The 16,212-nt window shown below is 37.6% G+C and carries 14 protein-coding genes; 6 read left to right on the top strand and 8 right to left on the bottom strand.

The window, feature by feature from the left end:
* The first annotated feature begins 181 nt into the window (after positions 1–181).
* On the top strand, positions 182–1,657 hold the full coding sequence (locus GX311_07270; GenBank protein ID NLK16179.1) for a proline--tRNA ligase: 1,476 nt from the start codon (positions 182–184) through the stop codon (positions 1,655–1,657).
* Between the two features lie 135 nt (positions 1,658–1,792).
* Here the strand turns inward: GX311_07270 and GX311_07265 are convergent, their stop codons facing one another.
* Entirely contained in the window at positions 1,793–2,296 is a 504-nt protein-coding gene (locus GX311_07265; protein NLK16178.1) for an RNA polymerase sigma factor, read from the bottom strand.
* Positions 2,297–2,610: 314 nt separating this feature from the next.
* On the opposite strand from GX311_07265, the gene GX311_07260 reads away from it, so the two are divergent.
* From GX311_07260 to GX311_07245, 4 genes are all read left to right on the top strand, one after another.
* The gene (locus tag GX311_07260) at positions 2,611–3,309 is read left to right on the top strand and encodes a hypothetical protein (protein NLK16177.1); all 699 of its coding nucleotides are present in this window, start codon (positions 2,611–2,613) and stop codon (positions 3,307–3,309) included.
* Positions 3,310–3,328: 19 nt separating this feature from the next.
* Positions 3,329–4,963 (top strand): Zn-dependent hydrolase, encoded by a 1,635-nt coding sequence (locus tag GX311_07255; protein NLK16176.1) that lies wholly within the window; start codon positions 3,329–3,331, stop codon positions 4,961–4,963.
* A 104-nt stretch (positions 4,964–5,067) separates the two neighbouring features.
* On the top strand, positions 5,068–7,275 hold the full coding sequence (locus GX311_07250) for an amino acid permease (GenBank protein ID NLK16175.1): 2,208 nt from the start codon (positions 5,068–5,070) through the stop codon (positions 7,273–7,275).
* 33 nt (positions 7,276–7,308) lie between these two features.
* Positions 7,309–8,055, top strand: coding sequence for a copper homeostasis protein CutC (locus tag GX311_07245; protein ID NLK16174.1), 747 nt, complete (start codon positions 7,309–7,311; stop codon positions 8,053–8,055).
* Between the two features lie 291 nt (positions 8,056–8,346).
* Here GX311_07245 and GX311_07240 read toward each other — a convergent pair whose 3' ends face one another.
* The 4 genes from GX311_07240 to GX311_07225 are packed head-to-tail and all read right to left on the bottom strand — an operon-like array spanning position 8,347 to position 12,143.
* A complete protein-coding gene (locus tag GX311_07240) occupies positions 8,347–9,327 on the bottom strand; it encodes a nitronate monooxygenase (protein ID NLK16173.1) in 981 nt (326 codons plus the stop codon).
* 52 nt (positions 9,328–9,379) lie between these two features.
* A complete protein-coding gene (locus GX311_07235) occupies positions 9,380–9,898 on the bottom strand; it encodes a hypothetical protein (protein ID NLK16172.1) in 519 nt (172 codons plus the stop codon).
* A gap of 30 nt (positions 9,899–9,928) precedes the next feature.
* Positions 9,929–11,239: a ribosome biogenesis GTPase Der gene (locus GX311_07230; protein NLK16171.1), complete on the bottom strand. Its 1,311-nt coding sequence runs from the start codon at positions 11,237–11,239 to the stop codon at positions 9,929–9,931.
* A gap of 19 nt (positions 11,240–11,258) precedes the next feature.
* Complete coding sequence (locus GX311_07225; protein ID NLK16170.1) at positions 11,259–12,143, bottom strand: GTPase Era; 885 nt, start codon at positions 12,141–12,143, stop codon at positions 11,259–11,261.
* A gap of 235 nt (positions 12,144–12,378) precedes the next feature.
* On the opposite strand from GX311_07225, the gene GX311_07220 reads away from it, so the two are divergent.
* Positions 12,379–13,647 (top strand): adenylosuccinate synthase, encoded by a 1,269-nt coding sequence (locus GX311_07220; protein NLK16169.1) that lies wholly within the window; start codon positions 12,379–12,381, stop codon positions 13,645–13,647.
* 181 nt (positions 13,648–13,828) lie between these two features.
* On the opposite strand, the gene GX311_07215 is transcribed toward GX311_07220, so the two are convergent.
* The 3 genes from GX311_07215 to GX311_07205 are packed head-to-tail and all read right to left on the bottom strand — an operon-like array spanning position 13,829 to position 16,212.
* A complete protein-coding gene (locus tag GX311_07215; protein ID NLK16168.1) occupies positions 13,829–15,019 on the bottom strand; it encodes a class I SAM-dependent rRNA methyltransferase in 1,191 nt (396 codons plus the stop codon).
* The gene (locus GX311_07210; GenBank protein ID NLK16167.1) at positions 15,009–15,659 is read right to left on the bottom strand and encodes a 3'-5' exonuclease domain-containing protein 2; all 651 of its coding nucleotides are present in this window, start codon (positions 15,657–15,659) and stop codon (positions 15,009–15,011) included. Before GX311_07210 ends, GX311_07215 begins: the two co-directional genes overlap by 11 nt.
* Positions 15,660–15,672: 13 nt before the next feature.
* Entirely contained in the window at positions 15,673–16,212 is a 540-nt protein-coding gene (locus tag GX311_07205) for a DUF5063 domain-containing protein (protein ID NLK16166.1), read from the bottom strand.

The following is a 16,212-nucleotide window of genomic DNA, read 5'->3' as shown; positions in this document are numbered from 1 at the left end:
AAAGTTAAACGCTAACGTTTTCAACTCTATATATTGATACAATTAGAATCTAACTATATTAATCCACAATTTTTATACCGTTTGAAAGCCAAAGATGTTTCGATTTTTCACTAATTGTTTGTTTCTTTGCCAAAAGATTTGATTAATTACTTTTAAACACAATTAATATTCAAAATAAATTATGTCAAAAGAGATTACACCTCGGTCAGAAAACTACTCACAATGGTACAATGATTTGGTTTTAAAGGCAGAATTGGCTGAAAATTCGGCAGTGCGCGGTTGCATGGTAATAAAACCTTATGGATATGCGATATGGGAAAAAATCCAGGCACAATTAGACAAAATGTTTAAAGATACGGGACACGTAAACGCCTACTTTCCACTGTTTATTCCTAAATCATTCATGAGTAAGGAGGCTGCCCACGTTGAGGGATTTGCGAAAGAGTGTGCGGTTGTAACGCATTATAGATTAATGAATGATCCGAAAGGAAATGGGGTTATTGTTGACCCCGAAGCTAAACTCGAAGAGGAGCTAATTATTCGACCAACATCGGAAACCATAATTTGGAACACATATAGAAATTGGATTCAATCATATCGCGACCTTCCTATTCTGTGCAATCAGTGGGCAAATGTTGTGCGCTGGGAGATGCGTACACGTCTCTTTTTAAGGACTGCAGAATTTTTGTGGCAAGAGGGTCATACTGCACACGCTACAAGCGAAGAGGCGATTGAAGAGACAATGAAAATGATTAATGTTTACGCCAATTTCGCAAATGATTGGATGGCAATGCCTGTTATTCAGGGACATAAAACCGAAAGCGAACGCTTTGCAGGTGCTGTTGACACTTTATGTATCGAGGCATTAATGCAAGATGGCAAAGCACTGCAAGCAGGCACATCTCACTTTTTAGGACAAAACTTTGCAAAAGCTTTTGACGTGAAGTTTGCTGACAAAGATGGTAAACTCGAATACGTTTGGGCTACATCGTGGGGTGTTTCTACCCGTTTAATGGGAGCTTTAATTATGACTCACTCAGACGATAAAGGGTTAGTTTTACCGCCGAAGCTTGCTCCTACTCATGTTGTAATTGTTCCTATCTACAGAAATCAAGAGCAATATGAAACAACGTGTAAACATGCTCATGCAACTGCTGAAAAATTAAGAAAACTCAATATTACGGTTAAAGTCGATGACCGCGATACACAAAAACCGGGCTGGAAGTTTGCCGAATATGAGATGAAAGGCGTTCCCGTTAGATTGGCGATTGGTTCGCGTGATATTGAAAACAATACTATTGAGGTTGCTCGCCGCGACACTCTTACGAAAGAGACTATTCCTATTGACAATATTGAAAAACATATCCCTAAATTATTAGAAGATATTCAAGCTAATTTGCATAAAAAAGCCCTTGATTTCAGAGAAGCCAACACTTATAAAACAGATTCGTGGGACGAGTTCAAAGATATATTAGAAAACAAAGGCGGTTTTGTATTGGCGCACTGGGACGGCACAGCCGAGACGGAAGCTGCAATAAAAGAGGAGGTGAAAGCAACTATACGCTGTATCCCTTTCGATAATCCGCAGGAGAATGGAAAATGTATTTATAGTGGCAAACCATCAAAAGAGAGAGTATTGTTTGCAAGAGCTTACTAATAAAAGCTGACGACATTTTGTGAATGAGGTTTCACAATATATATGACACAAAAAAGAAAGCGATAAACCAATAAATCACTTTCTTTATACGCATCAAGCTGACAGTCAACTAAATGCTCTCATTATTTCTTACTATTATTGAAAATCTTTTAAGTAAGACATAAGTTTTTTACGTGCAATAAAAATGCGACTTTTAACCGACCCGATTGGGATACCAATTTCATCAGCTATCTCTTTGTATTTATAACCCTCAGTATGCATAATAAACGGTATTCTATAATCATCTTTCAAAAGATTTATGGCTTTCCTTATCTCTTTTACACTAAAATTACTATCAGGACTGATAAAGCCTGAATCCTGAGGTTTGGAAATAAAGTATAGGTCTTGAGTTTGATCCAGAATAACACGAAAGCGGGTATTTCTCCTGTAACTATTTATAAATGTGTTTTTTAAAATAGTAAACGTCCAAGATTTCAAGTTAGTTTCGTCTTCAAACTTATCTTGATTGCTAAGTGCTTTATATATTGTTTCCTGAACCAAATCTCGAGCCTCTTCTCGGTTTGCTGTTAATTTGTATGCGAATCTGCCAAGACTCTCCTGCAGTCCGACAATTTGATTAGAAAATTCAGTTGTTGTCATAACCGTATTGTTTAAAGTTTCAGTTACAAATAAAACAATTTATTAAACAATAATAAGATTTTATTTGTTAACGATTTGTTAATTTTTTTATCATGTTTACACAATTACCTTATACACAGAAATATATCAATTTTTACATTTTTATATAAAGATATAATTATCCTTAATTAATATTAAACAAACATTATAATTCAACAATAAAACCAATGCAATAAGTAAAGAGAAAGTTCTTAATATTTTTGTTTCAATCTTTAATAAAATCAGTTATTTTTGCGTATATTAGATGATTGAAGCAACAATAAATAGTCCACTGCATGAATATCAACAAAAACATTGACCCTCAAACACTGATATTAGAGACATTAACCAAAAAAGCTGTCGTAAAGCAGACAGTTTACCAAAACACAAATGAGGCTTTCAAAATTTTGAAAAATGTATGCAAATACGTTGCCCAAAACACTCAGAAATCACTGAAGGGGGTAAATGCCAAAATTGCATCAAGTTATCGCGAGTCGGGGCATTCCCAAATAGAACTCATGGTTGCAGGCGATTTATTGGTATTTTCGAAACATACCAATGTCTTTGTCTTCGATAGAAGCCACCCTATATGGAAAACGTCAATTGTGGAAGAAGATAATTACTCAGCCTATTGTGGAATTATAAATATCTACAATTTTTTGGCTGACTCTTTCAGATACAATCGTTTAGAAGATGCGGGATATTTGATTGGGCGTATTTTTATAAACCAAGATATGAACTTTATAGTTGAAGGTAAACGTCAACTTGGGGTTCTGTATAATAACTTTGGTGATCAGCAAGTTAATACAAAAACAATGCGAAATGTTGTACAATCGGCAATACTATATTCGCTTGATTTTGACCTGCTTGTACCACCATACGAACAAAGTGCTGTTGTAACTGTTGCTCAAATCAAAGACAACAACGAGTACGCAAATTTAAAAACTGGGAAACGTTTAGGTTTCAGGTTTTATAGTGAAAACGAATCAATTTAACTATTTAAATATCAAAAACATGTCAACAAAATTATTTATGGCAACTTTGGCAACGTCGCTACTGATATTGTCAGGTTGTAGTCAAAAAAAGGAAGTAAATCCTATGCAAGAAAAGGTAGATCAGTTTGCATTGGTTGATTTAACCACAGACCTTAGCCATTTAGGTGCTAACGACAAAGCAATGTTACTCAAGCTAATTGAAGTTAGCGAAATTATGGAAGAGCTGTTTTGGAAAGATGCCTTTCCTGGTGATAAAACAGCATTTTTGGAATCATTACCAGATGATGCAACACGTGAATTTGCCAAAATAATGTATGGTCCATGGGATCGCATGAACGCAAATAAGCCTTTTGTTGAAGGATTTGGCGAAAAGCCAGCCGGCGCAAACTACTATCCCGCTGATATTACCAAAGAGGAGTTTGAAGCATGGGAAGAACCTAATAAAATGGATTGGTACTCGTTGGTGCGTCGCGATGATAACGGAAAACTTGTTCAAATACCGTATCACGTTGCCTATAGTGAAGAGATAACCAAAGCAGCATCCCTACTTCGCGAAGCAGCTGAACTTTCGGAAGATGAGGGATTTAAAAAATATCTTCAGCTACGAGCCGAGGCTCTCGAAACCGATGACTATTTAGCATCAGATATGGCTTGGATGGATATGCGCGACAACAAAATAGATTTTGTCGTTGGACCAATTGAAAGCTACGAAGATCAATTAGTAGGTGTAAAAGCAGCTCATAGTGCACAAATATTGATTAAAGATTTAGATTGGAGCGCCCGTTTAGATAAGTACGGAGAGCTACTTCCAAAGCTACAAGCATCACTTCCATGCGACGAAAAATACAAACAAGAAGAGGTTCATGCTGACGCCAATATGTATGTTTACGACGTAATTCTATACAGGGGAGATTGTAATGCAGGTAGTAAAAACATCGCTATAAACCTGCCAAATGACACACGTGTACATGCAGCAAAAGGCAGCCGTAAACTGCAACTAAAAAACGCGATGAAAGCAAAATTCGACAAAATACTTCTTCCTATTTCAGAGATAGTTATTGACGAATCGCAAAGAAAACACGTAAAATTTGACGCTTTCTTTGAAAATGTAATGTTCCACGAAGTTGGTCATGGCTTAGGTGTAAAAGAGACTATTAACGGAAAAGGAACCGTTCGCGACGCTCTTAAAGAAACTTATAGCTCAATTGAAGAGAACAAAGCCGATATAATGGGACTTTATATGGTTGCAAAACTTTACGAAATGGGCGAGTTCCCGGAAAAAGATTTGATGGACAACTATGTAACATTTATGGCTGGTTTGTTCCGTTCAGTACGATTTGGAGCAACAAGTGCACACGGTGTTGCGAACTTAATGCGTTACAACTATTTTGCTGAAGCCGAAGCATTTACACGCGACTCGGAAACAGGTCTCTACAAAGTTGATTTTGAAAAAATGACCGAAGCTATGAATGAATTGGTAGAAGAGATACTTGAAATGCAAGGGGAAGGTGATTATGAAGAGGCTAAAGAGTGGATTTTAGAAAAAGGTGTAATGTCTAGTACTTTACAATCTGATTTGGATAAAATAAACTCTGCAGGTATTCCTGTTGATATTAGATTCAATCAAGGAGCAGAAGTTCTAGGTCTAAAATAAGACATTATTGTAATTTGAAAAAATACTTTCCATAAAAGATAAAGGTCAACGCAATTTTTTTCTTGCGTTGGCCTTTTTATGAATAATTAACACGTTTAATAAATATGGAAAAAAAATTTGGAACAGCACCGGTATTTTTTACAGCAATATCAACAATATTGGGTGCTGTATTATTTTTAAGATTTGGATACGCAGTTGGCACCCTGGGCTTTATAGGAGTAGTATTTATTATTCTACTTGCTCACACCGTGACAATCCCTACATCGCTAGCGCTGTCAGAAATTGCCACAAACAAACGTGTTGAAGGTGGTGGAGAGTATTACATTATTTCACGCTCTTTTGGCTTGAATATCGGAGCCACAATCGGAATATCACTCTTTTTATCGCAAGCCATTAGCGTAGCTTTCTATATTATCGCCTTTACAGAAGCGTTTTCGTTTATGTTTGATTATTTGCTTGTCAACCATGGTATATGGTTGCCTAGACAGATCATAGGTATTCCTGTAATGTTGATACTATCTGTTTTAATATTCAAGAAAGGGGCGAATATGGGTATTAAAGCACTATACATTATTAACGCAATATTAGCAGTATCACTTTTACTTTTCTTCATTGGTAGACCTGAAAATCTGGGCGAAACGTCACACTTTATTTCAAATTTTCAATTCCGTAACTCTGATTCATTTTTTATAGTATTTGCGATTGTATTCCCTGCATTTACAGGAGTGACTGCAGGTGTTGGTCTTTCTGGTGATTTACGCAACCCCGGAAAATCAATACCTTTAGGCACTTTGTCAGCAACATTCGTTGGCATGGTAATATATTTCTTTGTAGCATACAAACTTGCAGTATCTGCATCTGCTGAAGAATTACTTGCTGACCAGCTAATTATGTCAAAAATCGCAGTTTACGGAAGCATAACTATTCCATTGGGATTAGCAGCATGTACATTTTCATCGGCATTGGGGTCAATAATGGTTGCACCACGAACTTTGCAAGCATTAGCAAATGACGAATCGTTTCCAATGCAAAAAATAAATAATTGGCTAGGACTAAGTAGAGAATCAGATAACGAACCCGCTAACGCCTCATTAGTAACCTGTGCAATAGCCTTAGTTTTTGTAGCTATAGGTGACGTTGACGTTGTAGCTCAAATAATCTCAATGTTTTTTATGGTAACTTACGGTACCATTTGTCTAATATCGTTCCTTAATCATTTTGGGTCGTCTCCCTCATACCGTCCTTCTTTTAAATCAAAATGGATATTTTCACTAATTGGGTTTATTGCATCGGTGTGGATTATGTTCAAAATCAGCGTAATATATACAGTTATTGCATTTACTGTTATGATAGCCCTGTATCTATATATAGATAACTATCATAAAGACAGAAAAGGTTTAGCTGCAATATTTGCCAACTCTATTTTCCAGATAAACAGACGTTTACAGGTTTATATGCAACGTCAGCGATTTTCAAAATCGGAAAAAGAGTGGCGACCAAGTGCTATTTGTATCTCCAAAAATTCATTCAAATACGATAATGCATTTAGATTAATCAACTGGATATCATATAAATATGGTTTCGGCACATATTTACATCATATTGATGGCTATTATTCAAAAGAGACGTACGAGCAATCGAAACTTGAACTCGAGAAAATTTTGAAAAACATAGAAACCGAAAATAGTGTCTATTTGGATACTATAATTTCTCCGTCAGGCACATCAGCTGTGGCACAAGCCATACAGATACCCGGAATTGCGGGAATGGAGAATAATATGGTGATTTTTGATTACGACAAAGAAGATCCTAAAGAGCTAAGTGAAATTATCCCAAATATAAGACTTGTTAACGCTGGCGATTTCGATATATGTATCTTAGCAGCAAGCCGTAAGCCTTTTTATTATAAAAACGGAATACATATCTGGATAAAGAGTAGCGACGCAGATAACGCAAACCTAATGATACTGCTTAGTTTTATTATTCTTGGGCACCCAGACTGGAAAAAAAGCAATATAAAAATATACGAGCTGTGTAAAGAGGAAGATATTGATTCTGTGTATGCTAAAATGAACGATCTAATAACAACAGGTCGATTGCCAATAACGCACCAAAATGTAGAAATTGTAATAAGAGAGAGCGATGTGCCTGTCAAAGAGATAATTAATAAGTATTCAAGCGACGCTGCTCTGACACTTATAGGTTTCATGCATGAAAGTATTAAGCATAGTGGCGAGGAGATTTTCTCGGGTTACGATAAATTGGGTAATATTTTGTTTGTTAACTCAAGCTCTCAAGTACGTATTGATTGATAACCCAAGAACGCAACCAAATTAAACCCTTGTATGTCACAAAAACGTACACTTTTAGAAGTTGCCGTATTTACTCCTGAATCGGCTATAATTGCATGTCAGGCAGGTGCTGACAGGATAGAATTATGCTCAGGCTACTCCGAGGGTGGATTGTCGCCATCTGCTGCAAGCATAAAACTTGTTCGACAAAGTGTTGATTGCAAACTACATGTGATGATTAGACCACGTATTGGCGATTTTTTATATTCCGAATTCGAGAAAAAGGTAATTTTAGAGGATATTAAATTCTGCAAAGCCTCTGATGTTAACGGAATTGTCGTAGGAGTACTTACTCAGAGTGGTGACATTGATGTAGATTTTGTAAAAACGGTTATGGAAACTGCTTATCCAATGCAAGTTACGTTTCATAGGGCATTTGATATATCACGCGACTTATTCTCTTCGTTGGACGTACTTATTAGTTGCGGTGTAAACAGAGTTCTAACATCGGGAGGAAAAAGCAGTGCCTTTGAAGGACTACAAACACTATCAGAATTTGTAAAGCGAGCAGCCAATAAAATTATAATTCTACCCGGCGGAGGTATAAATTCAGAAAATGTTTTAAACATTCTGAGTGCTACAAAAGCCAGCGAGGTACACTTTTCAGGTAAGCGACTGGTTAAAAGCAAAATGAAACCACTGTCAGAGGTAAAACTAAGCTCAACTACGGATACCGACGACCACAATTGGTTTGAGTGTGATTTTGAGGTTGTAAGAAAAATGGTTTCCAAAATCAATTAGCAATGTGCAATTAGCAATTAACAATTAATGGGATTACGTTAATAACACAACCCCTAATATTCAATTAATCCCAAACCCATTTTTTTAGGTAATAGATTTTTGAAGGATGGATTGCTGAGCAGAGCATTACACTGAGCGCAATCGAAGTTTAAAAGTGGGGAATTGGGCTGTGTACTGGGACACGGGCACTGAGTTTATCGAAGTGACCGTCATAGGTGGTATGAGGTGGCTTCGATAAACTCAGCCACCGGGGGCTCAGTGTGCCGCCTTGTACCTTGCTCCTTTTACCTTTTATATTGTACCTTTTCGGTCGCTAAACTCCACGTTGCCAACAATATCTTTTATGGTATCGCTTACACTTTTAATGCCTTTAACGTGTTCTATACAAGGTCCGGCAACCCAAACTGTTTGATAGGTGGCACTAAAGGCTGCTCTTTTCAACATTTTCATTCCTCGTGAGTAGGCGTACTGTTTTAGGTATCGTTTTAACTTTTTGTTTCTGTTCAGGATTCTTTCCAAGAGGTTCTGCTTGGTTCCTATTTTTTTTACGTAGGGAGTATTTATAACGGCACACGGGGTTCCCGACAGTCGATCAGTCATAACGATATCTTTTGCAGAGTATTGAATAACAGCCTGTTTGTATTCATCAGAGACACTGCACTCGTGGGTGGCGATAAATACCGTTCCCACGCTTACTGCTTCGGCCCCCAAATCAAATATGTGTTGTAGCTGATCAGTTGTAGCAACGCCTCCTGCCGAAATTATTGGTATTGAAACCTCGCTTCGCAAGCGTTTAATTAACATTTCAGGAGATAAGGCTCCGGCATGTCCGCCAGCATTTTTGTTTACAGCTATCAGGGCATCTGCGCCTGCATCCTCAAGGCGTTTGGCGTGTCTTTCATCAACAACATCACAGAAAACTCTTATACCATGCTGTTTGCATTTTTTTATAACTGCTTCTGGATTTCCTAATGATGTGATAATAAAGCTAACCTGCTCATCAATACACACTTGCAATTGCTCGTTAAGTTTAGGATTAGATGAGTGTGTAATAATATTTATCCCGAAAGGCTTATTTGTTTGCGACTTTATTTTCGTTATCCCCTCCTGCATTAACTCTGGAGTTGCCCAATTCATTGCTGGTATCGCACCTGTTGCACCCGAATTACAAGCTGCAATAACCATATCTTCGTTGGTAACGAGATACATTGGTGCAACTATTAAAGGAATTTCAATATCTAAAAGATTAAGAATACGAGAATTATATATCATTATCGACTAATTAAATATGCCGTACAGTAAAAAGAGGGTTAGAAGTATTTGATTAAAACAGATTTCTAACCTCTTCTTTAAGTAGTCTTATAGCATCGGCTGTGAGGGGTCTTTCGCCAGAACACTCCTCCAATATTTTTTGACTTAATTGCATTGCAGGGTCTGATGGTTTTAATTTGCCGGCTTCGGTGTTTATTAGCTTTACAATATTTTCGCGTGAGTTTTTAATTAACGTCCACGCCTTGTCAGACAGATATAGTTGTTGTGCAACGTTATGATCCCACTCTTGCCGTATCGTTTTTAAAAGCATGGAGTGTAGTTGCTGTACTGTTAAATTTGGTCGTTGTAGTCGCATTATCAATGCTTCTGGACTAATTCGTTCAAGAAACAACATCATTCTTTCGTGCGCTTGCAACCTCGCGGGCAGGATAGCTCGTTTCTCTTTTAATCGCAATTCATAGGCATAACGCCGTTTGTCGCTATTCTTTACGTGATTAAAAACAATCCACACTGCCAGAAAGACCATCAGTGAGGGCAACAGCCATTTAGCTATTTCAATTATTACATTCATGTTATTTACTTTAAAACTTTACCAAAGTTACTATTTCTTTCGCATATAAATCTCAATTGGCACGCCCGAAAAATCAAAATGACTTCTGATTTTATTCTCTAAGAACCGTCTGTATGGCTCTTTAACGTATTGTGGCAGATTGCAATAAAAAGCTATTTGCGGTGTTTTTGTAGGAAGCTGAGTTATATATTTTATTCTGATATACTTACCCTTAGTTGCCGGTGGTGGAAACGCCTCTATTTCAGGCAACATTATATCGTTAAGTTTTGAAGTGGGGATTTTCTGTTTTCTGTTTTCATATACCTGCACAACAGAGTCTAACGATTTTAAAACCCTCTGCTTTGTCAGCGCAGAGACAAAATGAATTGGGTAATCTGTAAACGGCGCTGTACGCTGTCTTATGCTTTTTTCAAATTCAACGTCAATGTTCTTCTCTTTCTCGACCAAATCCCACTTATTGACAAACACAACTAATCCTTTACGGTTTTTCAATATTACATTCAGAATCGACAAATCTTGCGCTTCTATGCCAATGGTCGCATCTAACATAAGTACGCAAACATCGCAATCTTCGATTACTCTAATAGTTCGCATTACTGAATAAAATTCCACATCGTCGTGCACTTTGGCTTTTCTTCTTAGTCCTGCGGTATCGATAAGTATAAAATCGTGTCCATATTTATTAAAGCGAGTGTGTATGGAATCGCGCGTGGTTCCTGCAATTGGAGTGACAATCGAGCGTTCGTCTTCCAATAAAAGATTGACTAACGAGGATTTTCCAACATTTGGACGACCAACAATAGCTATACGTGGAAGATCGTCTGTATCCTCTGACTTTACCTCTTTTGGTAGTGCTTCGACAACGTCATCGAGCAAATCTCCTGTACCATAACCACTTAGCGAGCTAACTTGATATATTTTCTCGAATCCTAACGTATATGCGTCGTATGATTGCAACAAAAGTTCGTTATTATCAACTTTGTTGACAACAGGAAATATTTTTTTGTCGGGGTATCTTCTTAAAACATCAACTACAGCTGTATCTAAGTCTGTTACACCAGTTTGTACATCTAAAACAAAAATCAGAGCATCAGCCTCTTCCACAGCAACCAAAACCTGTTTTCTTATTTCACTCTCGAAAACATCTTCACTTCCAACAACATAACCCCCAGTATCTATAAGAGAAAACTCTACCCCATTCCACTCACATTTTCCGTAATGTCGGTCGCGGGTTACGCCTGCCTCTTCATTTTCTATAGCAGCACGTCTGCCAACTAATCTATTAAAAAGTGTTGATTTGCCGACATTTGGTCGTCCAACTATTGCAATTATTCCTGACATCTGTTTTGTCCTTTATTGTTTAATTAATGTAGCCAAATCTCGCAAGACGTTGGCTATTGTTTCTCCAATCGGGATCAACTTTAACGTGTAATCCCAAAAATACGTGTTGTTCTATAAATGCCTCAATATCAGCACGTGCCTCAATTCCTACACGTTTTATCATCTCGCCTTTATGACCAATAATAATCCGTTTTTGACTTTCGCGCTCGGTAAATATTGTTGCCTCAATACGTACCATTTTTTCAGACTCTTTATAACTATCAACAACTACTTCAACGCTATATGGAATCTCTTTCTGGTAATTTAAGAATATTTTTTCGCGAATTAACTCTGACACAATAAAACGCATTGTTTTGTCTGTCAACGTATCTTTTGGATAGTATGCTTCCCCATCGGGCAGATTATTTAAAATATATTTCAGCACTAAATCCACATTCATATTGTACTGTGCCGATACAGGAAGTACGCTGGCATTGGGTATTAATCGTTTCCACTCCTCAACCTTCTTTTCAACCTCAAGTTGATTACTTAGGTCTATTTTGTTGATTATAACCAATGTGGGCAAATCTATTTTAGAAACTTTTTCAACGTAAATGGGATTTTTTTCAGGATTATCATAAATATCAGTCATATATAGCACAATATCAGCATCTTTTATTGCTGTTTCAACAAATTGCATCATGCTTTTGTGTAGCGAGTGGTGCGGATTTATTATGCCCGGTGTATCGGAAATCACAATCTGAAAATCGTCTCCATTGATAATACCAAAAATACGGTGTCGCGTGGTTTGTGCCTTGGGAGTAATAATAGATAGCTTCTCGCCAACCAACCTATTCATTAAGGTTGATTTGCCCACATTGGGATTTCCTATAATATTTACAAAACCAGCTTTATGTTTTTCCATGATACGTTGACTACTAGCTTGCAAAGGTACAAATAGTTAATCAAACGTTGATAAAACGATTACCAAAATCATTAATTGTATACAAAATTATTGCTATCTTCGAGCGACAAAACCGAGTGTTTGATTTAAATAAACGATTGTGGTTTAGTCAGCTAAATATCAGTCGTTTATGTTTTTTTGTGTTTTGTTGTAACAAAGTCTAAACATTATATTAAAATAAGAAAAGATAAGAACAATGAACAAAATAGATGTATTGCTTGGATTGCAATGGGGAGACGAAGGCAAAGGAAAAGGTGTTGATGTGTTAACTCCTAATTATGACGTAGTTATAAGGTTTCAAGGGGGTCCGAACGCAGGGCACTCTTTGGAGTTTAATCAACGCAAACATGTTCTGCATCTTATACCTTCAGGGATTTTTCATCCGGATTGTTTAAATATCATTAGTAATGGTGTTGTAATTGACCCTATTATCTTCAAAAAGGAGATAGAGGGATTGAGAAATATTGGAGTAAATCCTGTGAACAACTTGAAAATCAGCCGTAAGGGACACTTGATTTTACCTTTCCACCCACTTTTAGACGCTATAAGCGAAAATGCTAAGGGTGACAAAAAAATTGGTTCTACGCTTAAAGGTATTGCGCCTGCATATCGCGACAAAATAGGGCGTGAGGGGCTAAGAGTTGGAGATATAGAACGTCCCGATTTTAAAGATAAATATTACGAGGCTCGTGCATTGTATGATTCTGTATTATCGCCTATAAAAGAGACTCTTAACTTAGCTGAACGAGAGGAGATATTTTTTAACTCATTGGCAACAATGCTCGAATTTGAATTTATTGACTCTGAATATGAGATAAACAACTTGCTAAACAGCAACAAGCGAATATTAGCAGAAGGAGCTCAAGGTGCGATGTTGGATATTGATTTTGGTTCGTATCCGTTTGTAACATCCTCGAACACAACTTGTGGTGGAGCCTGTACAGGAATGGGGATTGCTCCACACCGAATTGGCGAAGTTATCGGAATTGTAAAAGGATATTGCACACGTGTTGGTTCCGGACCTTTCCCAACTGAACTGTTTGACGAAGCTGGGCAAAAACTCCGCGATATTGGTCGCGAATATGGCAGTACAACAGGACGACCACGCCGTTGCGGATGGCTTGATTTAGTAGCACTTAAATATGTTGTAATGCTTAATGGTGTTACTCAGTTGTTGTTGACAAAATCTGACGTTATGGACACCTTTTCAGAGGTTAAGGTATGTACAAAATATATCGTAGAAGGAAAAGAGACAGACAGGTTTCCTTTCGATACCGATAGAAAAATTGAACCTGTTTACAAGACCTTAAAGGGTTGGAACTCACCAATAAACAAAGTTCGTAATAAAAAAGATTTTCCTAAACAGTTTTTAGAGTTTGTAAAATTTATTGAAGATTTTGTGAATGTACCTGTTGCTTACATCTCTGTGGGTCCAGACCGGGACGAGATTGTCACAATGCGTTAAGCAATTAACAATGAACAATGAACAATTGTCAGACTTTCAGTCAGTTGATTTCTTGGATTGTGTGTTTCGAGTTAAGAGGTTTTCTTGTTTTATACCAATTGTACAAACACTACAGCGAAATTTGGGCTATAGCATGTGTCCAATCGGTATTAATTGTTCATTGCACATTGCTAATTGATATTCATTCAACGTGTAACACCAATCCCTTTAAATATTCCCCCTCGGGGTGAAAAATGCTGATTGGATGGTCGGTTGGTTGCGACAATTGGTGCAGGATACGCACATTGCGCTTTGCATTGGCAGCCGCTACAAAAACTGACTTCTTGAACTCTGCCATGCTTACAGCTTGCGAACAGCTAAATGTGAAAATAATGCCGTTTGGTTCTATTTTTTCCATTGCTATTTGGTTAATACGCTTATAGCCTTTCAGGGCATTGTCTATAGCACCGTGATGTTTTGCAAACGCGGGCGGGTCAAGAATAATGAGGTTGTACTTCGAACCGAAATTTGATAGATAAGTGAAAGCGTTATCCTCAATTGCTCGGTGGTTATTGGCTTCTGGGAAATTCAGTGCTACGTTCTGCGATGCTTTGGCTACTGCTGTTTTTGAACTGTCTATTGTATCGACACTCAAAGCGTTGCCAGCCAGTGCGTAAACGGAAAAACCTCCTGTGTAGCCGAACATATTACATACGGTACGCCCTGCAGCGTATTGTTTTAGGAGTTGTCGATTCTCGCGTTGATCAATAAAAAAGCCTGTTTTTTGACCCTCAATCCAGTCAACAATAAATTTATTGCCGTACTCTAACACAATTCCATTTTCATCGGCACCCAACCAAAAACCGTCTGACACTTCGTCTTTAAAGGCTGCTGGCATAGTTTCACTGCTTTTATTGTAAATGGTTTTTAAATTGCCACCATAAATTTCAATCAAAGCATTCTTAATATGCTCGCGCTCGCTCCACATTCCGATACTGTGGAACTGCACTACTGCTGAATCTCCGTAGATGTCGATAATAAGCCCGGGCAAGCCGTCTCCCTCGCCATGTATCAGCCTATATACGTTGGTTTCTGGCGTTCTGCTTATCATTGCCATGCGTAGATTGTGGGCAGCCTTAACTTTGTTTAACCAAAAGGTGTAGTTAATTTCAGCTTCTTCAAATGCAAAAATTCTAACTGCTATTGAGGGTCCATCAGAAAAGTGACCCAAGGCTAAAAACTCCCCTCCGTGGTCGATAATGCGTACAATAGAGCCATCAGTTAGGTTTTTGTCGTACTTGTCGATTGCTCCTGTAAAAATCCATGGGTGACGGCGTTTTATAGCATGCTCTTTCCCTCGTTTTATGATGATTGTGGGGTATTTATTGCTCATTGGAGGTTGTGTTAAATCGGTTTTTATTAGTAGTTATATTTGAGTTTTTGCCTAACTCTTCCTGCATTTTTTTGAGTTCAAAATATAGCAGATAGCAAATCCATGCATCGGTTGCTGCATAGCGTATTTGCGAGGCTTCAAGTATATCGTTATCCCAATTTGAAAGTTGTTGCCTTTTACTGATTTTGATTTCTAAAATTCGTGCCGCTAATTTCCTGACACTTATGCCGTTGATATGAAATTGATTTGCTACTTTTTGCAAATCAACAAATCCTTGCGGATTAAAGGAGCTTAACTTTCGTAGTCCCTTAATATCGTCATGAACAGCTGCACCGGCTTTTATTATATCTTTATTTTGCAATATCTCTTTTAACTGTTCTGCAAATCCCATTTTGTTGATTCTAAACAGATAAGCCCTGTTTCCATCGTAAAGTTGCAACAGGCTGATATTTCGTTTCTCGCCTTTTTTAAACACTGGTCGCGTTTCGGTATCAAAACCTAAAACTTTCGATTTTGAAATCTCATTTACAACTTCATCTAAAAATGATGGGTCGGAAACGACAACTATCTCACCCTCAAACGATTTCAATGGTAGTTGATCTATAATGTCTCTTGTAATCTCTTTATCAAAATCAATCATCAAATATGAGTTTTTAATAATCTTCTGTCACCTTGAAGACAGGTTCTTTCGAAAATTTGTTGTCAAAATACAGATTGTGCATTGCTCGCAAAGCATTTAGCAATCGCTGTCCCCAATAATCTTCAAAATTATGTTTTACCTCGCCAACAGCTTCGACAATTGCGTCATCTATGCCGAATGCTATCAACTGCGTAAAATCTTTGAGATCTTGATAGACGTCTGCCAAATTTTCCGAGAGCGATTCGGTTGCTTCATCCCCAAAACGGGTAAACTGCTCGGCATATTTGTCGTTTTTGCCAAACAGCTTTGAGAGTTGCAGTTTTACTCGCGTCCACTCCTCCTCTGTGACAAATTTTTCGACTGCTTCGCGGTCATAATCATCAAAACTTGGCAGGCTAAAGGCTCTGACATATAGCATCGGTAGCAGTTGCAACGAAAATGTTGCAAACCCGTGTGGCGTAAATTGATCTAAACTATTCAATGCCCTGCAATATTCTGCAGACATGGTTACGAACTCTGTTATCAATCTTTCATTTATCTCACTGTTATCCAT

This window comes from Bacteroidales bacterium (genome assembly GCA_012519055.1).
Classification (GTDB): domain Bacteria; phylum Bacteroidota; class Bacteroidia; order Bacteroidales; family Salinivirgaceae; genus JAAYQU01.
Note: the sequence above shows the minus strand (reverse complement) of the source record. Positions and strands in the feature narration are given on the sequence as shown.